The 17,655-nt window shown below is 72.7% G+C and carries 16 protein-coding genes; 6 read left to right on the top strand and 10 right to left on the bottom strand.

Going from position 1 to position 17,655, the window contains the following annotated elements; genetic code table 11:
- Positions 1-23: 23 nt before the first annotated feature.
- On the bottom strand, positions 24-1,736 hold the full coding sequence (locus AC5L3C_RS24350; protein ID WP_493650830.1) for a thiamine pyrophosphate-binding protein: 1,713 nt from the start codon (positions 1,734-1,736) through the stop codon (positions 24-26).
- Positions 1,733-2,701, bottom strand: coding sequence for an agmatinase (gene speB / locus AC5L3C_RS24345; protein WP_493650829.1), 969 nt, complete (start codon positions 2,699-2,701; stop codon positions 1,733-1,735). Before speB ends, AC5L3C_RS24350 begins: the two co-directional genes overlap by 4 nt.
- A 327-nt stretch (positions 2,702-3,028) precedes the next feature.
- On the opposite strand from speB, the gene AC5L3C_RS24340 reads away from it, so the two are divergent.
- On the top strand, positions 3,029-4,648 hold the full coding sequence (locus tag AC5L3C_RS24340) for a PucR family transcriptional regulator (protein ID WP_493650828.1): 1,620 nt from the start codon (positions 3,029-3,031) through the stop codon (positions 4,646-4,648).
- Between the two features lie 47 nt (positions 4,649-4,695).
- Here the strand turns inward: AC5L3C_RS24340 and AC5L3C_RS24335 are convergent, their stop codons facing one another.
- The 4 genes from AC5L3C_RS24335 to AC5L3C_RS24320 form a co-directional block, all read right to left on the bottom strand.
- The gene (locus AC5L3C_RS24335) at positions 4,696-5,724 is read right to left on the bottom strand and encodes an alpha/beta hydrolase family protein (RefSeq protein WP_493650827.1); all 1,029 of its coding nucleotides are present in this window, start codon (positions 5,722-5,724) and stop codon (positions 4,696-4,698) included.
- 14 nt (positions 5,725-5,738) lie between these two features.
- Positions 5,739-6,089 (bottom strand): hypothetical protein, encoded by a 351-nt coding sequence (locus AC5L3C_RS24330; RefSeq protein ID WP_493650826.1) that lies wholly within the window; start codon positions 6,087-6,089, stop codon positions 5,739-5,741.
- Positions 6,064-6,603 carry a TetR/AcrR family transcriptional regulator gene (locus AC5L3C_RS24325; protein WP_493650825.1) on the bottom strand — a complete coding sequence of 180 codons (540 nt, stop codon included), beginning with the start codon at positions 6,601-6,603 and terminating at the stop codon, positions 6,064-6,066. Before AC5L3C_RS24325 ends, AC5L3C_RS24330 begins: the two co-directional genes overlap by 26 nt.
- Positions 6,604-6,701: 98 nt before the next feature.
- The gene (locus tag AC5L3C_RS24320; protein WP_493650824.1) at positions 6,702-7,352 is read right to left on the bottom strand and encodes a TetR/AcrR family transcriptional regulator; all 651 of its coding nucleotides are present in this window, start codon (positions 7,350-7,352) and stop codon (positions 6,702-6,704) included.
- A 95-nt stretch (positions 7,353-7,447) separates the two neighbouring features.
- Here AC5L3C_RS24320 and AC5L3C_RS24315 point away from each other — a divergent pair, with 95 nt between their 5' ends.
- Together AC5L3C_RS24315 and AC5L3C_RS24310 are read left to right on the top strand one after the other, a co-directional pair.
- Complete coding sequence (locus AC5L3C_RS24315) at positions 7,448-8,413, top strand: NAD(P)-dependent alcohol dehydrogenase (protein WP_493650823.1); 966 nt, start codon at positions 7,448-7,450, stop codon at positions 8,411-8,413.
- A gap of 128 nt (positions 8,414-8,541) precedes the next feature.
- Positions 8,542-9,333, top strand: a complete 792-nt coding sequence (locus AC5L3C_RS24310) for a phosphatase (RefSeq protein WP_493650822.1) — start codon at positions 8,542-8,544, stop codon at positions 9,331-9,333.
- Between the two features lie 64 nt (positions 9,334-9,397).
- On the opposite strand, the gene AC5L3C_RS24305 is transcribed toward AC5L3C_RS24310, so the two are convergent.
- The 4 genes from AC5L3C_RS24305 to AC5L3C_RS24290 form a co-directional block, all read right to left on the bottom strand.
- Positions 9,398-9,919 carry a DUF4232 domain-containing protein gene (locus AC5L3C_RS24305; protein WP_493650821.1) on the bottom strand — a complete coding sequence of 174 codons (522 nt, stop codon included), beginning with the start codon at positions 9,917-9,919 and terminating at the stop codon, positions 9,398-9,400.
- Positions 9,920-10,168: 249 nt separating this feature from the next.
- On the bottom strand, positions 10,169-11,041 hold the full coding sequence (locus AC5L3C_RS24300) for an acyl-CoA thioesterase (protein WP_493650820.1): 873 nt from the start codon (positions 11,039-11,041) through the stop codon (positions 10,169-10,171).
- A 56-nt stretch (positions 11,042-11,097) separates the two neighbouring features.
- Positions 11,098-12,255 carry an acyl-CoA dehydrogenase family protein gene (locus AC5L3C_RS24295; protein WP_493650819.1) on the bottom strand — a complete coding sequence of 386 codons (1,158 nt, stop codon included), beginning with the start codon at positions 12,253-12,255 and terminating at the stop codon, positions 11,098-11,100.
- Between the two features lie 103 nt (positions 12,256-12,358).
- Complete coding sequence (locus tag AC5L3C_RS24290; RefSeq protein ID WP_493650818.1) at positions 12,359-12,970, bottom strand: SACE_7040 family transcriptional regulator; 612 nt, start codon at positions 12,968-12,970, stop codon at positions 12,359-12,361.
- 87 nt (positions 12,971-13,057) lie between these two features.
- On the opposite strand from AC5L3C_RS24290, the gene AC5L3C_RS24285 reads away from it, so the two are divergent.
- The 3 genes from AC5L3C_RS24285 to AC5L3C_RS24275 are packed head-to-tail and all read left to right on the top strand — an operon-like array spanning position 13,058 to position 17,651.
- The gene (locus AC5L3C_RS24285) at positions 13,058-14,674 is read left to right on the top strand and encodes a carboxyl transferase domain-containing protein (RefSeq protein WP_125506345.1); all 1,617 of its coding nucleotides are present in this window, start codon (positions 13,058-13,060) and stop codon (positions 14,672-14,674) included.
- A 26-nt stretch (positions 14,675-14,700) separates the two neighbouring features.
- Entirely contained in the window at positions 14,701-16,707 is a 2,007-nt protein-coding gene (locus AC5L3C_RS24280; RefSeq protein ID WP_493654001.1) for an acetyl/propionyl/methylcrotonyl-CoA carboxylase subunit alpha, read from the top strand.
- Positions 16,704-17,651: a hydroxymethylglutaryl-CoA lyase gene (locus AC5L3C_RS24275; protein ID WP_493650817.1), complete on the top strand. Its 948-nt coding sequence runs from the start codon at positions 16,704-16,706 to the stop codon at positions 17,649-17,651. Before AC5L3C_RS24280 ends, AC5L3C_RS24275 begins: the two co-directional genes overlap by 4 nt.
- Positions 17,652-17,655 lie beyond the last annotated feature (4 nt).

Here is a 17,655-nt window from a genome sequence, read left to right as displayed (position 1 = left end):
CCCGCTCGGTCCGCTCCGTCCGCTCAGTCCCCTCCGTCCGCTCCGACCGCTCCGTTCAGGTGCGTCGGCGCGAACATCCGCAGCACCGCGGGGAGGACCACGACCGACGGGCCCGGGGTCGCCAGGGCCTTGGCGAGGTCCTGCTCCAGGGTCTCGGGGGTGGTGCGCAGCCCCGGCACGCCGAAGGACTCCGCCAGGGCCACGTAGTCGGGGCGGGTCAGCTCCGTCGCCGTGGGTGCGCCGAAGGTGTCGGTCATGTACTCGCGCAGAATGCCGTAGCCGCCGTCGTCGACGATCAGCCAGGTGACGTCGAGGTCGTACTGGCGGGCCGTGGCCAGTTCGGCGACGGAGTACAGGGCGCCGCCGTCCCCGGAGACCGCCAGCACCGGCCGGGTGGGGTCGGCGGCCGCCGCGCCGAGGGCGGCCGGGAAGCCGTAGCCGAGGCCGCCCGCGCCCTGCGCCGAGTGCAGGTGGTTGGGGCCCATGGCGTCGAAGGCGGACCAGGCCCAGTAGGCCAGGATGGTCATGTCCCAGAAGGACGGCGAGCTGGTGGGCAGGGCACTGCGGACCGACGCGAGGATCTGCTGCTCCAGGGTGAGTCCCTGGGCGGCGATGCGGGCGCGCACCCGGTCCAGCAGCCGCCGTACGCGCTCCGGGGCCGACGCGTCCTCGCGCGGTTCCACCGTTTCCAGCAGCGCCTGGAGCGCGAGGCGGGCGTCCGCGTGGATGCCGATGCCCGGGTGGTTGGACTCCAGCTTGCCGAGGTCGGCCTCGATCTGGATCACGCGGCCGCGCGGCCGGAACGTGTGGTAGTTGGAGGAGAGCTCGCCCAGCCCGGAGCCGACGACGAGCAGGACGTCCGCGTCCTGGAGGAACTCGGTGGTGTGCCGGTCCTCCATCCACGACTGGAGCGACAGCGGGTGCGTCCAGGGGAAGGCGCCCTTGCCGCCGGGGGTGGTGACGACCGGCGCCTGGATCAGCTCGGCGAGCTGCTTCAGCTTGCCGGAGGCGTCCGAGCGGACCACTCCCCCGCCCGCGACGATCGCCGGGCGCTCCGCGTGCGCCAGCAGATGCGCGGCGAGGGCGGTCAGTTCCGGGCGCGGGGGCAGCTCGTCCGGGGTGGCGTCCATCGCCGTCACCACCGGCAGGACCGTCTCGGCGAGCAGGACGTCCTGCGGGATCTCCACCCACACCGGGCCGTGTGGGACGGTCAGCGCCGACTTCCAGGCCGCCGTGATCGCGGACGGGATCTGGGACGCGGTGCGCACCGGGTGGACGGACTTGACCACACCGCGGAACGAGGCCGACTGGTCGGGCAGCTCGTGCAGATAGCCGTGTCGGCCGCCGCCCAGCCCGGCCGTCGGGACCTGGCTGCTGATCGCCAGCACGGGCGCGGAGGCCGCCGCCGCCTCCTGGAGCGCGGCCAGCGAGGTCAGCGCGCCGGGGCCGGTGGACAGCAGCAGCGGGGCGGCCTCGCCGGTGATCCGGCCGTACGCGTCCGCCGCGAACCCGGCGTTGTTCTCCACCCGCAGGCCGATGTACCGCAGGTCGGAGCGGCGCAGCGCGTCGAACACGCCGAGGGCGTGCTGGCCGGGCAGGCCGAAGACGGTGGTCGCGCCGAGCCCGGCCAGGGTCTCCACGACGAGGTCTCCGCCGTTGCGGCCGGGAGGGGGATTCAGCGCCGCCTCCGTCTGTGCGGCGGTCGGGCGGAGCACCAGGTCGTGGTCGTGCGTCACTTGGCTCGGACCTCCGCAATCTGCCGGGACATGATCGTGGTCAGCTCGTACGCCGTGTGGGACGCGGCCACCGAGGTGATCTCGGCGTGATCGTACGCGGGCGCCACCTCCACGACATCCGCGGACACCAGGTTGCAGGAGGCCAGCCCGCGCAGGATCTCCAGGAGCTCACGGGAGGTCATGCCGCCCGCCTCGGGGGTGCCGGTGCCGGGCGCGTGGGCGGGGTCGAGGCAGTCGATGTCGATGGAGATGTACAGCGGGCGGTCGCCGATGCGCTGCCGCAGCTGGTCGGCGACCTCGTCGGCGCCCCGGCGGTAGACGTCGGCGGAGGTGACGATGCCGAAGCCCATCTTCTCGTCGTCGGTGAGGTCCTGCTTGCCGTAGAGGGGGCCGCGGGTGCCGACGTGGGAGAGGGCGGAGGTGTCGAGGATGCCCTCCTCCACCGCGCGGCGGAACGGGGTGCCGTGGGTGTACTCGGCGCCGAAGTAGGTGTCCCACGTGTCCAGGTGGGCGTCGAAGTGGAGCAGCGCGACCGGCCCGTGCCTCTTCGCGACGGAGCGCAGCAGCGGCAGGGCGATGGTGTGGTCGCCGCCGAGGGTCATCAGGCGGGCGCCGGTGCCGAGCAGGTCGTCGGCGGCGGCCTCGACGGTCTCCACGGCCTCGTTGATGTGGAAGGGGTTGACCGCGATGTCGCCGCCGTCGGCGACCTGCGCGAGCGCGAACGGGGAGGCGTCCTGGGCGGGGTTGTAGGGGCGCAGCAGCCGGGAGGCCTCGCGGATGGCGTTGCCGCCGAAGCGGGCGCCCGGACGGTAGGAGACACCCGAGTCGAACGGCACGCCCACCACGGCGACGTCGGCGCGGCCGACCTCGTCGAGGCGGGGCAGCCGGGCGAAGGTCGCGGGGCCGGCGTACCGCGGGACGCGGGAGGAGTCGACGGGGCCGCGCGGCGTCTCGTTGCTGCTCATGGGGGAACTGATCTCTTTTCTGCGCTTCGTCGCGTATGTACTGACTGCCCTGATGATGCTAATGGGCGGCGGGGACGTGTTCGGACACGGTTTCGGATGCGGGGGGTGCGGCCGGCGAGACGTTCACGCCGGGCGGCGAGTACGGCGGCGCGGGTGGGCCGGGGCGCCGGACGGACGACGACGACCGGATGTCGACGGCCATGCGGGGCCTCCTTCGCGCGCTGTCGGTGGCGTGTTCCGGTCGACCCGACCCTAGGTGGCCGAAAAGCGACTGCGAAGTGTACGTTTCATCCATACGAGCCGCGCAGGATGGAGGAAACGTCCACCATGCCGGACCCCACGGTTCCGCCCACGCCCCCCGTGCCGCTGGACGCGCTGCTGGCCCGCGCGGACCTCGGGCTGCGCCGCATCGCGGGCCCCGAGGACCCCGGTGCCGTCATCCACTGGGTGCACACCTCGGAGATGGCGGACCCGTACCCGTACCTGCTGGGCGGGGAGCTGCTGCTGTCGGCGGGCGTGCACATCCCGGAGGGGGCGGGCACGGGGTACTTCGACGCCTATGTCGCGCGGATCGTGGCGGCGGGCGGGGCGGCGCTCGGCTTCGGCGTGGCGCCGGTGCACGAAACGGTGCCGGCGGCGCTGGTGGAGGCGTGCGAGATGCACGGGCTGCCCCTGCTGGAGGTGCCGCCGCGGACCACGTTCTCGGGGGTGGCGCGGGCGGTCTGGCAGCTGATGGCACAGGCCCGCATGGCGGAGCTGCGCCGGGTCACGGAGGCCCAGCAGAGCCTCGCCACGGCGGCGTCCCGCCCGGACCCGGTCCGCCCGGTCCTCCACCAACTGGCCCAGCGCATCAGCGGCTGGGCCGTCCTCTACGCCCCGGACACCAGTGAAACAGCCACAGCGGGCAGCCCGCCGCCTTCAACGACCAGGGAAACCCTGGCCAACCTGGCCCAACGGGTCAACCCCGCCGCCGCAGCTGCGGGCAATCGTGCCGCTGGGGCGATGGGGGTCCCCCCGCTCGAGCGAAGCCGGGAGTGGGGGAGGGTGGGCGATGGGGGTGCCCCCGCTCGAGCGAAGCCGAGAGTGGGGGAGGCACCTCGGGGCGCTGAGCAGCGAAGCACCCCCCGCCCAGCCCCCACTTCCGCCAGCGACACAGTAGGCGGCACCCACCTCGCCGCCTACACCCTCGCCCCCGGCCACGGCTTCGTCCTCGGCATCGCCACCCCGCACCGCGACCCCGGCGACCACGCCATCGCCTCCGTCGCCGCCGTCCTCCTCTCCCTCCTCACCGGAGAACAGCACAGCCGCACCGCCACCGCCCGCTCCTCCGCACTGGTGCGTCTCCTCCTGGGCGCGCAGCCCGAAGAAGTCGCCCCGCTCCTGGGCGAAACCCGCCACCGCGTGGTGCACGCACAATCGGACACCCCCACCGCCCCCGACTCCCTGGCCGCCTCCGCCCTCGGCACCGCCCTCGGCTCCCCCCTCGTCGACCTCTCCGACGACAGAACCGTCCGCGTCTTCGTCCCCGCCGGCCACCGCATCGACCCGCCCCCCGGCTGGACCATCGGCGTCAGTTCCGCAGCCGCCCCGCCCGACTGGCCCGCCGCCGACACCCAGGCCGCCCGCGCCCTGGCCCACGCCCGCGCCACCCGCGCCCGGATGGTCCGGCATCACGACCGACCCGCCCTCACCGACCTGGTCCCGGCGCAGGACGCGGACGCCCACGCGCGGGCGCTGCTCGCACCGATAGCAGCCATCCCGGCCCTCACGGACACCCTGCGCACATGGCTCTCGCTGCACGGCAGCTGGGACCGCACCGCGGTGGCACTGTCCGTGCACCGCAACACCGTGCGGCAGCGCATCGCGCGGTGCGCGGCGCTGCTGGAGGCGGACCTCGACGACCCGGACGTCCGCATGGAACTGTGGTTCGCCCTGCGCCGTACCTAGCGGTCCTTGCCGTACCTGGTACTGCGCGGGGGCGTCCTCGGCCGGCGTCAGCGTCGGGCCAACCGGTGCAAGGCGCGGAGTACGGACGGCGCGAGCGTGTTCGGGTGGTCAGGGTCGTGCATCAGATGGTCCACTGCTGGCAGTGTCACTCGGCCCGGTCCGCCGGCATGCGCGTGGCGCAGGGCGTTCGTCAGGGCGTTCGTCGTGACGCAAGGGACCTGGGCGTCGTTCGTGCCGCACGTCAGCAGCACCTTGGTTCCCCGCCGGAGAGCGGCGGCGGTGTCCGGTGGGTGGACGGCGTCGTCGCTTTCCACGAACCGGGCGTTGGGGCCTTGAAATGCCTCGAAGAGCTGGGCGATCGCGGGAGGCAGGTCGGTGGTGTCGACCGGTCGGTGTTCGCGCAGGGAGGTGACGGCGGCGTCGATGGCCGCGTTGACGGTGCGTTGCTGCTCCGGTGTGAACCGGCCCTGTCGGGTTGCTTCGGCGATCTGGGCTTTGAGTTGGAGCGCGACCAGGTCCAGCAGGCGGATCGCCTGGGGTTGCAGCAGCGCCAGGCCGACAGGGCGCGGGCGGACGGTGCCGCCGAGCAGCAGTCCCGTCATCGCACCCTCGCTGTGTCCGACGACCAGCAGTTCGTGAGGGTCGGTCTCCGGTTGATCGCGCAACGACTCGTAGGCGGCCCGTGCCTGGCGGACGAATGCCGGGTAGTCCAGCTCTTCGGGGTGGTCCCGGTAGGCGCCGAGTCCGGTGCGGCCGGTGCCGTACTTGTCGAACCGCAGCGTGGCGATTCCCTCCCCGTCGAGCGCGTCGGCCAACTGTGCCAGCGTGTCCGGTGAGGACGCGGGCGGTTGGTTGCCGTCGCGGTCGGTGGGTCCGCTGCCGGGCAGCAGCAGTGCCGCCCGCAGCCGTTGCCCGGCACGATGCTCGGGAACGTGCAGGGTGCCGTACACGGTCGTACCGTCGGCCGTGAAGGTGACCTCGCGGTCGGCGGCAGGCACGAGCCCGGGTGTTGCCTCGGCCGGGGCGGCGGTGACGGCGGCCAGTGCCAGCACTGCTGCCGCTAAGTGGCGAAACATCGACTCACCTCCTTCTATGCAAGGGCGTTTTCGACCAGGGCGACAGCCGCGCGGGGATCATCGACCTGGAGCACCAGGCGCGCGTACCGCTCGTCGGCGAGTTCGACCACGACAGCTTTTGATGGGTCCCTGACACTCCAGAAGACCTTCTCGCCATCCTGATGGAAGGTGCCAGCGGTGATCACACCGGGTACGTGGGAGCCCGGCGCGCGGATTCCCTTGGGGTCGGCGGCGATACCGGGGTCGGCGGTCGCGCCACGGACGTTGGCCAGCGGGATGGTCAGGCTGCCTTTGAAAGACCAGAGCTTGTCGAGACCCTCGATCACGACGACGAGGTCGTCACCGTCGATACGTAGCAGTGCCATGTCGGTGTCCCTTGCAGGAGAATGGGCCGAGGTGCCGGGCCAGCGCGGTGGTGCCGTTGTCGGGGTTGCCACGCAGGAGGATGCCCAGCGCGGCGGCGGTGAGGGCGGCGGCCAGGTCAGCGGGAACGCCGAGCGCGTCGGCGATCGCCTGATCGACGGCGGCCAACGCGGCCGTCACCTCGGAGGCGACCTCCTCGTCGACCGGTGCGCGTTCGATCGTCGCGAGCAGAAGCAGGCGGAGGTCGGCCGAGGTGACGAGTCGCAGCGCGGCCGCGGCATCCGACGCGCCGCCGAGGGCGTCGGTCAAAGGGCGGACATCGTCGGCGAGGTGGCGGCGCAGAGCGATCAGGTAGAGGCCGCGCTTGCTGCCGAACGTCTTGTACAGGCTGTTGCGGTGCACGCCGAGGTGGCTGACGAGGTCGTCGACGGACACGCCGTCATAGGCGCGTCCACCGAACAGATCCACGGCGGCACGCACCGCTTCGTCCTCGTCGAACGCTCTTGGCCTGCCCATGACCACGAGAGTAGACAGTTGAGGAACGATCAGTCAAGAACGATCGTTCCTCAACTGCGGGGCTTGAAGATCTGGCGGCAGACGCTTCGGTCGGAGCACTAGCAGTGCTTAGGAAGGTTACGCAGGGTCAGCGCGGCCGACGGCGGCAGCGGTTCGTCCGCCGGGGCGGCGCGGAAGGACTGGAGCAGATAGGCCACCAGGCGCCGGGACGCCGCGTCGTCGCCCGGCAGGGCGTTCACCAGACCGCAGTGGGCCACCAGGGCCACGAAGAGGTCGGAGGGGTGGAAGTCCGCCCGCATCGCGCCGGACGCCTGGGCCCTGCGCACGAGGGTCGTGAGGTCCCGCTCGGCCAGTTCCCGGGACCGTGCGTGCTCCGCCCTGGTCTCGGGGAAGGCATCGAGGAACGCGGCCGGGAATCCGCGTTCCTCCCGGTGCAGCGCGCAGACCGTCTCGACCAGGTGCCGGAACCCCGTCCACGGGTCGTCGGCGGCCAGCGCATCGGCGAGAGCCTGGCCACACGTCCTCATCTGCTGCGCGAACGCACCCCGCACCAGCTCCTCCCGGGTCGGGAAATGCCGGTACAGCGTCGCCACGCCGACCCCCGCCCGCCGGGCCACGGTCGCCATCGGGGCGTCGATCCCCTGCTCCGCGAAGACCGCACGGGCCGCGACGAGAAGCCGCTCCCGGTTGCGCCGGGCGTCCGCCCGCACCGTGTGCCGGGCCGTGTTCCGAGAGGATTCCCTCGTCATTGTCTCTCGCTTCCGCTCCAAACGGACGATCGCGTCCGTTTGCCAGCCTACGGTCGGTGCCATCCCCCCGAACGACCCGCGGCGAAGGCGGAACGATGAACGACGGCAAGATGAAGGCAGTGCTGTACGACCGCTACGGCAGCCCCGACGTGCTCTACGTGGGCCGCGTGCCCCGTCCCGAGCCGGCACCCGGCGAGATCCTGGTGAAGGTGAGCGCGTTCAGTGTCAACGGCGGGGAGACGGCGGCCCGTTCGGGCCGTCTCCGCCTCCTGCTCGGCCGGCGCTTCCCCAAGCGCGTGGGCCTGGACTTCACCGGTGAGGTCGCCGCAGCGGGGGCGGGAGTCACGGCGTTCGCGGCCGGTGACCGGGTGTGGGGGGTCCTGGGCCGGGCATCGGGGTTCGGCAGCGCCGCCGAGTACGTGACCGTGCCCGCCGAGCGCGTCGGCCGGCTCCCCGACGGCCTCGACCCGGTGGACGCCGCCGCGCTCCCGGTGGCCACCGCGGCCGTCATCGCGCTACGGGACAAGGCCGGTCTGCGCCCCGGCGAACGGCTCCTCGTCCGGGGCGCGGCGGGCGGTGTCGGCAGCCCCGCCGTCCAGCTCGGACGGGCGTACAGCGCCGAGGTCACGGCCCTGGCCCGCGCGGCCAACCTGGACTTCGTCCGCGGGCTCGGCGCGCACGAGGCCTTCGACCACCGGAGCGTGCGCCCGGCGGACCTGGGCCGCTTCGACGTGGTCCTGGACACCGTCGGGACCGACCTGCGGGCCTTCCGGCGGCTGCTGAACCCCGGCGGGCGCATGGTCACCATCGCCTTCGACCTGAGCCGGCCCGTCGCGTCGCTGGGCTACATCGCGGGAAGCGCGCTGCGCGGACGCGGCCGGGTGCGCTTCTTCAGCGGCAACCCCCGGCGGGCGGACTTCGACGGCCTGGCCCGTCATGTGGCCAGGGGCGAGCTGCGCCCGGCGGTGGACACGGTCTTCTCCCTGGAGGAGACGGGAGCCGCTCACCGGGCGCTCGAGGCGGGCGGTGTCCGGGGCAAGTACGTGGTGCGGGTCGCGTAGAGCGGCGGGGGCGCCGGCCGCGCGGTGCGCGTCTGAGTAGCTGTACGGAGTCGTCTGAGTACGTGACGCACGTCCCAGGGCGCGATACGCCCAAGACGCCCGCGAGGTGCTGCTCCACAATGGGGGGCATGCCGATATCCGGGACGCCCAGCCGCGCCGAACTCGTCGAACACCTGATCGCCACCCGCATCGCGGGCGATGTCGCCACGCCGCGCGAGAACAACCTCTCCCACTACCGCAAGCTGGCGAACGGCGACCGCCACTTCTGGCTCGGCCTGGAGCTCGGTGACCGCTGGACCGACGAGCAGGACGTGCTCGCGGTGATGGCCGAGCGGGTCGGCGTCAACGACGATCCGGAGTACCGCTACGGGCAGGACACCATCGACCCGGAGCTGACGGTGGCCGGTCTGGAGCGGATGGCGGGGCGGCTGCGCAAGGCGGCGGACGGGCAGCAGTGGGTGCTGTTCGCCACCGGCCACCCGGGCGGGCTGCTCGACGTGCACCGCGCGACGGCCGCCGCGCTGCGGGCGGCGGGCTGCGAGATCGTCGTCATCCCGGACGGGCTGACGACGGACGAGGGCTATGTGATGCAGTTCGCGGACGTGGCGATGCTGGAGCACGGCGCCACGCTGTGGCACACGCATTCCGGTGAGCCGATGAAGGCCATCCTGACCGCGCTGGAGCGCGAGGGCCGTCCGCTGCCCGACCTGGTCGTCGCCGACCACGGCTGGGCGGGCGCGGCAGGACAGTACGGCGTCGACTCCGTCGGCTACGCCGACTGCAACGACCCGGCGCTGTTCCTCGCCGAGGCGGAGGGCACCGTCCAGGTCACGGTCCCCCTCGACGACCACGTCACCAGCCCCCGCCACTACGACCCGATGACGGCGTATCTGCTGGCGGAGGCCGGTCTGACGCAGTGACAACGCCCCGCCGGCCGGACGCGGGGGACACACCCGGCCGACGGGGCAGCGTGGGGACGCGCGCTCAGTCGGTGAACGGAACGGCGTCGGCGGGGTCGGCGTGCCAGTTGGTGGCGATCGGCTGGTCGACGAAGGCGGTGTCGGGCAGGCGGAGCGTGACGGCGTTCTCCTCGTCACCCATGACCGCGAGGTGGAGCCGGTCGAACTCCACACCGTTGTCGTTGTTGGTGCTCTTGGGGCTGATGCCGGCGTAGGCGGTGGCGGAGCCGCCGAGGACGACGGAGTCGCTGACGGCGTGCTCGGCGGGCGAGACCTCGGTGTCGGGGTGGGAGCCGAAGGAGGCGGAGGGGTACACGCCCTCCAGGTGGCACGTGATGCCGGGCTTGGCCTTGGCGGTCACGAGGTAGTAGCCGCCCGCCTGCGTCTCGGACGTGATCTTGAAGTTGAGGTCGGCGGTCGCGCAGGGCTGGGTGGTGCGGCCGCCGCTGTCGGCCGTGGCCGTGGCGGTGGCGGCGCCCCCGAGGGCGAGCGCGGCGACGGCGGCCAGGGCGAGGCGGGCGGAGCGGGTGGCGAAGCGCGAACGCATGGTGTTCTCCGTGGTGTGACGTGGTGGATCGGCCGGCGGCTGCCGGGGATGACCGCAGCTTGTGCCGTGATCCGTCCCACCCGCCACATCGAACGCCCAGCCCGGAACGCCGGAACGCTGGAACGGCCGCTGACCTGCACGGATACCGGCGACCTGGAACGGCCCGCCGGGACGCGGACGGCTGTCCGGGCGTGCGTCACGGAGGCGAGGACCGTGCGTCACGGAGTGAGAAAGGGCTCCGGGGCCGGCTCAGGAGCGCGGGACGCGGACCACGCCCTCCTGGATGACCGAGACGGCCAGCCTGCCGTCCTGGGTGTGGATGCGGCCCTGGCCGAGTCCCCGGCCGCCGTGGGCGGACGGGGACTGCTGGTCGTACAGCAGCCACTCGTCAACGCGGAACGGGCGGTGGAACCACATCGCGTGGTCGAGGGAGGCGCCGACCACGTCGCCGACGGCCCAGCCGCCGCGTCCGTGGGCGAGCAGGATGGAGTCCAGCAGCGTCATGTCGGAGACGTACGTGGCGAGCACGACGTGCAGCAGGGGGTCGTCGCCCTCGACCTTGCCGTTGGTGCGGAACCAGACCTGGGAGTGCGGATCGCGCGGTGTGCCGAAGCGGCCGTAGGGCGGGTCGTCGACGTAGCGCAGATCGACCGCCGCGCGGGCGCCGAGGTAGCGGTGCACGACGTCCGGGGAGAGGTGCGGGTAGCCGCGCAGCCGCTCCTCGGAGGTGGGCAGGGTCTCCGGGTCCGGTGCGGGCGGCATCGGCGCCTGGTGGTCCAGGCCCTCCTCGTGTTCCTGGAAGGAGGCCGAGAGGTGGAAAACCGGCTTGCCGTGCTGGACCGCCACCACGCGCCGCGTGGTGAAGGAGCGGCCGTCCCGGATGCGGTCGACGGTGTAGACGATCGGCGCGCCCGGGTCGCCGATCCGCAGGAAGTACGCGTGCAGCGAGTGCGGGGGCCGGTCCGCGGGGACGGTCCGCCCGGCGGCGACCAGTGCCTGCGCCGCGACCTGTCCGCCGAAGACGCGGGGGACGGCGGAGGCACGGGAGCGGCCGCGGAAGATGTTCTCCTCGATCTGCTCGAGGTCGAGCAGATCGAGGAGCTCCTGAAGTGCCTGACTCATGGAATCAGCGGGCTCATGCGATCAAGCGGGCTCATGCGATCAGCGGGTCCGGGACCTTACAGACCCATGTCCTTGGCGATGATCGACTTCATGATCTCGCTGGTGCCGCCGTAGATGCGGTTGACCCGGTTGTCCGCGTACAGGCGGGCGATCGGGTACTCGTTCATGTAGCCGTAGCCGCCGTGCAGCTGGAGGCAGCGGTCGATGACGCGGTGGGCGACCTCGGTGCAGAACAGCTTGGCGCTGGCGGCCTCGGCGGGGGTGAGTTCGCCGGCGTCCAGGGCCTCGGTGGCGCGGTCGGCGACGGCCTCGGCGGCGTCCACCTCGGCCTGGCAGGCGGCCAGCTCGAACTTGGTGTTCTGGAAGTGGGCGACCGGCTTGCCGAAGACGGTGCGCTCCTGCACGTACTGCTTGGCGAACCGGACGGCGGCCTTGGCCTGCGCGTAGGCGCCGAAGGCGATGCCCCAGCGCTCGGAGGCCAGGTTGTGGCCGAGGTAGTAGAAGCCCTTGTTCTCCTCGCCGAGCAGGTCCTCGACGGGGACCTTGACGTCGACGAACGCCAGCTCGGCGGTGTCGGAGGTCTTCAGGCCGAGCTTGTCGAGCTTGCGGCCGACGGAGTAGCCCTCGGACTTGGTGTCGACGGCGAACAGGGATATGCCGTGGCGGCGGTCCTCGGCCGTGGGCGCGGCGGTGCGGGCGCAGACGATCACCTTGTCGGCGTGGACACCGCCGGTGATGAAGGTCTTGGCGCCGTTGAGGACGTAGTGGGAGCCGTCCTCGCTCAGCTTGGCGGTGGTCTTCATGCCCGCGAGGTCGGAGCCGGTGCCCGGCTCGGTCATCGCGATGGCCCACATCTCCTCACCGGTGACGAACTTCGGCAGGTAGCGCTTCTTCTGCTCGTCGGTGGCCAGCATCTTGATGTAGGGCAGGGCGAGCAGCACGTGCACGCCGGAGCCGCCGAACTGGACGCCCGCGCGGGCGGTCTCCTCGTAGAGGACCGCCTCGAACTTGTGGGTGTCCATGCCGGCGCCGCCGAACTCCTCGGGCACGCTGATGCCGAAGATGCCCAGCTCACCGAGCTTGTAGTAGAAGTCGCGGGGCGCCTGGCCCGCCGCGAACCACTCGTCGTAGACGGGCACGACCTCGGCCTCGATGAAGGCGCGGATGGTCTCCCGGAACGCCTCGTGATCCTCGTTGAAAACCGTACGGCGCACGGGCGCCCACCTCCACGTACCTTGGCATGTCTAAGCGCTTGCTCAGATCAAAGGTACCGGCGAGTATCCGTGGCCGTCCAGAGCCGACGGTCCGTAACGCTCGTCACTCCCGCGGGGTCGGCGCGTTCCCCGCCGCGGCGAACGCCCCCCGCGCCATCCGGTGCAGCAGCGCGGCCGTCGTCGCCCGGCCGGGGAGCGAGCCGGGGCGGGCCAGATGCGGGGTGGAGTTGAGCAGGCCGAACACCGAGTGGACGGCCGAGCGGGCGGCCGGTTCGGCCAGCTCCGGGTAGAGCCGGCGCACCACCTGCACCCACAGCTCGACGTACTGCCGCTGGAGCTGGCGGACCAGCTTGCGGTCGCTGTCCCGGAGGCGGTCCAGCTCCCGGTCGTGCAGGGTGATGAGGGGGCGGTCGTCGAGCGCGAAGTCGATGTGCCCCTCGATCAGCGAGTCGAGAACCGCCTCGGGGTCCACCCCGCCGGCCTCCTTCAGGCGCTGCTTGGCACCGGTCAGCAGCGAGCCGCTGATCCCGACCAGCAGCTCCGCGAGCATCGCGTCCTTGCCCGCGAAGTGCCGGTAGAGGCCGGGTCCGCTGATGCCGACCGCGGCGCCTATCTCGTCGACACCGACACCGTGGAAGCCGCGCTCGGCGAAGAGCCGGGCGGCCTCCTTGAGGATCTGCTCGCGGCGGGTGGGGGCGTCGGTTCTGGTGGCCATGAAGACGATTCTAGACAGGGAGGTTAGCGGTCGTTAACCTGAAGGAAATGCGTTAACGCTCATTAACAAGGTGAGGGGACCCGCAGGATGCATGAGGCACCGGAGCTTCACAGCGCGGCAGATCCCGCGTCGGAGGCCTTTCGGGCCAACGAGGAGGCGCACCGCGCGCTCGTCGCGGAGCTGCGCGGCAAGCTGGCCGCGGCGGCGCTCGGCGGCGGCGAGCGGGCGCGGGCGCGGCACACCGCGCGCGGGAAGCTGCTCCCGCGCGAGCGCGTGGACACCCTCCTCGACCCCGGCTCGCCGTTCCTGGAGCTGGCCCCGCTGGCCGCCGACGGGATGTACGACGGGCAGGCGCCGGCGGCCGGCGTGATCGCCGGGATCGGGCGGGTGAGCGGCCGGGAGTGCGTGGTCGTGGCCAACGACGCCACCGTCAAGGGCGGCACGTACTACCCGATGACGGTCAAGAAGCACCTGCGCGCGCAGGAGGTGGCCCTCGACAACCGGCTGCCCTGCGTCTACCTGGTGGACTCCGGCGGCGCCTTCCTGCCGATGCAGGACGAGGTGTTCCCGGACCGGGACCACTTCGGGCGGATCTTCTACAACCAGGCCCGGATGTCCGGCGCCGGCATCCCGCAGATCGCGGCGGTGCTCGGCTCCTGCACGGCGGGCGGAGCGTACGTCCCGGCGATGAGCGACGAGGCGGTGATCGTCCGGAACCAGGGCACGATCTTCCTCGGCGGCCCGCCGCTGGTGAAGGCGGCCACGGGTGAGGTGGTCACGGCGGAGGAGCTGGGCGGCGGCGAGGTCCACGCGCGGGTGTCCGGCGTCACCGACCACCTCGCGGAGGACGACGCGCACGCCCTGCGCATCGTGCGGAACATCGTCTCCACGCTCCCCGCGCGGGGAGCCCTGCCCTGGCACGTGGAGCAGGCCGCCGAGCCCAAGGTGGACCCCGCCGGGCTGTACGGGGCGGTGCCGGTCGACTCCCGCACCCCCTACGACGTCCGGGAGATCATCGCGCGGATCACCGACGGCTCCCGCTTCCAGGAGTTCAAGGCGGAGTTCGGGCAGACCCTGGTCACCGGCTTCGCCCGGATCCACGGCCACCCGGTGGGCATCGTCGCCAACAACGGCATCCTGTTCTCCGAGTCCGCCCAGAAGGGCGCCCACTTCATCGAGCTGTGCGACCAGCGCGGCATCCCGCTGGTGTTCCTGCAGAACATCTCCGGCTTCATGGTCGGCAGGGACTACGAGGCGGGCGGCATCGCCAAGCACGGCGCCAAGATGGTCACCGCGGTGGCCTGTACGCGCGTACCGAAGCTGACGGTGGTGGTCGGCGGCTCGTACGGGGCGGGCAACTACTCGATGTGCGGCCGGGCGTACTCCCCCCGGTTCCTGTGGATGTGGCCGGGCGCCAAGATCTCGGTGATGGGCGGCGAGCAGGCGGCCTCCGTCCTCGCGACCGTCAAGCGGGACCAGCTTCAGGCACGCGGCGAACAGTGGCCCGCCGAGGACGAGGAGGCCTTCAAGGCACCGATCCGCGCCCAGTACGAGCGGCAGGGGAACGCCTACTACGCGACGGCCCGCCTGTGGGACGACGGCGTGATCGACCCGATGGAGACCCGGCAGGTCCTGGGCCTGGCCCTGACCGCGTGCGCCAACGCGCCACTGAGCGACCCTCAGTTCGGCGTCTTCCGGATGTGAGGGGACCCCTGACGATGACTGAGCAGATGTTCGAGACGGTGCTGGTGGCCAACCGGGGGGAGATCGCGGTCCGCGTCATCCGCACCCTGCGGTCCCTGGGCGTGCGCTCGGTGGCGGTGTACTCCGACGCGGACGCGGGCGCCCGGCACGTCCGGGAGGCCGACACGGCGGTGCGGATCGGCCCGGCGCCGGCCGCCGAGAGCTATCTGTCGGTGGAGCGGCTGCTGGAGGCGGCCCGCCGCACCGGCGCCCGGGCGGTCCACCCGGGGTACGGCTTCCTCGCGGAGAACGCCGGGTTCGCGCGGGCGTGCGCGGACGCCGGGCTGGTGTTCATCGGGCCCCCGGCGGACGCGATCGCCCTCATGGGCGACAAGATCCGCGCGAAGGAGACGGTGCGGGCGGCCGGGGTGCCGGTCGTGCCCGGCTCCAGCGGCAGCGGGCTGACCGACGCACAGCTCACCGAGGCGGCCCGGGAGATCGGCGTGCCGGTGCTGCTGAAGCCGTCGGCGGGCGGCGGCGGCAAGGGCATGCGGCTGGTGCGGGACGCCTCGGCGCTGGCCGACGAGATCGCCGCGGCCCGCCGCGAGGCCCGCGCGTCGTTCGGCGACGACACGCTGCTGGTGGAGCGGTGGATCGACCGCCCCCGGCACATCGAGATCCAGGTACTGGCCGACGGGCACGGGGGCGTGGTCCATCTGGGCGAGCGCGAGTGCTCCCTCCAGCGCCGCCACCAGAAGATCATCGAGGAGGCGCCCAGTGTGCTGCTCGACGAGGAGACCCGGGCGGCGATGGGCGAGGCGGCGGTGCAGGCGGCCCGCTCGTGCGGCTACCGGGGTGCGGGCACGGTGGAGTTCATCGTTCCGGGCAGCGACCCGTCGTCGTACTACTTCATGGAGATGAACACCCGCCTCCAGGTGGAGCACCCGGTCACCGAGCTGGTCACGGGTCTCGACCTGGTGGAGTGGCAGCTGCGGGTGGCGGCGGGCGAGCCGCTGCCGTTCGGGCAGGACGACATCCACCTCACCGGCCACGCGGTCGAGGCCCGGGTGTGCGCGGAGGACCCGGCGCGCGGCTTCCTCCCCTCCGGCGGCACGGTGCTCGCGCTCCACGAGCCGCAGGGCGACGGTGTGCGCACCGACTCCGGGCTGAGCGAGGGCACGGAGGTCGGCAGCCTCTACGACCCGATGCTGTCCAAGGTGATCGCGTACGGCCCCGACCGCGCGACGGCGCTGCGCAGACTGCGGGCGGCGCTGGCGGAGACGGTGACGCTGGGCGTGCGGACCAACGCGGGGTTCCTGCGGCGGCTGCTGGCCCATCCGGCGGTGGCCGCCGGTGACCTGGACACCGGGCTGGTGGAACGCGAGGCGGACGACCTGGTGGCGGACGACGTGCCGGCCGCGACGTACGCGGCGGCGGCGCTGCTGCGCCAGGCGGCCCTGGCGCCCGCCGGCGGCCCCGGCTGGGCGGACCCGTTCGCCGCCGCCGACGGCTGGCGCCTGGGCGGCGAGCGTGCCTGGACGGCGCACCCGCTGCGGGTGCCCGGCCACGACCCGGTGACGGTGCGCGTGCGCAGCACCCCGGACGGCGGCACGGAGGTGCTGCTGCCGGGCGCCGGCGCCCCGGTGCGGGGCTCCGTCGGACCGCGGGAAGGGCACCGGTGCACGTTCGCGCTCGACGGCGTCAGCCACACCTTCGCCGTCGCGCCGGACGGCACCTGGCTGGGCCGGGACGGCGACGCCTGGCACGTGCGCGACCACGACCCGGTGGAAGCGTCCCTCACCCGGGCGGCCCAGGCGGGCGCCGACTCGCTGACCGCGCCGATGCCGGGCACGGTGACGGTGGTGAAGGTCGCCGTCGGCGACGAGGTGAGCGCGGGCCAGAGCCTGCTGGTGGTGGAGGCGATGAAGATGGAGCACGTCATCTCCGCCCCGCACGCCGGCACGGTCACCGAACTGGACGTGTCGCCGGGCACCACGGTCGCCATGGACCAGGTGCTCGCCGTGATCGCCCCCGTGGAGGAGGAGACGGCATGAACGCTGCGGAACTGGGCCTGCCGATGGCCGTACCGGCCGAGGGCCTGCCCGCGCGGGTGCGGATCCACGAGGTGGGTGCCCGCGACGGACTGCAGAACGAGAAGGCGACCGTCCCGACGGCCGTGAAGGCGGAGTTCGTCCGCCGCCTGGCCGCCACCGGCCTGACCACGATCGAGGCGACCAGCTTCGTCCACCCCGCCTGGGTGCCCCAGCTGGCGGACGCCGAGGAGCTGTACCCGGTGGTGTCCGGCCTGCCGGTGTCGCTGCCGGTCCTGGTGCCCAACGAGCGCGGCCTGGACCGCGCGCTGGCGCTGGGCGCCCGGCGGGTGGCGGTGTTCGCCAGTGCCACGGAGTCCTTCGCCAAGGCCAACCTGAACCGCACGGTGGACGAGTCGCTGGCCATGTTCGAGCCGGTGGTGCGGCGGGCGAAGGCGCGGGACGTGCACGTCCGCGGCTATCTCTCGATGTGCTTCGGCGATCCGTGGGAGGGCGCGGTCCCCCTCGCCCAGGTGGTGCGGGTGTGCCGGGCGCTGCTGGACATGGGCTGCGACGAGCTGAGCCTGGGCGACACCATCGGCGTGGCGACCCCCGGCCATGTGACGGCCCTGCTCACCGCGCTCGGCGAGGCGGACGTCCCGGTGTCCGCGCTGGCCGTGCACTTCCACGACACCTACGGCCAGGCGCTGTCCAACACGCTGGCCGCGCTCCAGCGGGGCGTCGCCACCGTCGACGCGTCCGCCGGCGGACTGGGCGGCTGCCCGTTCGCGAAGTCCGCCACCGGCAATCTCGCCACCGAAGACCTCGTGTGGATGCTGCAGGGCCTCGGCATCGACACCGGGGTCGACCTCGGCCGTCTCGTCGCCACGAGCGTCTGGATGGCCGCCCACCTGGGCCGACCCAGCCCGTCCCGCACCGTACGAGCCCTCTCCCACCAGGAGCAGTGAACGA

The organism is Streptomyces speibonae (assembly GCF_984686075.1).
This window is presented reverse-complemented; position numbering and strand designations above follow the sequence as displayed.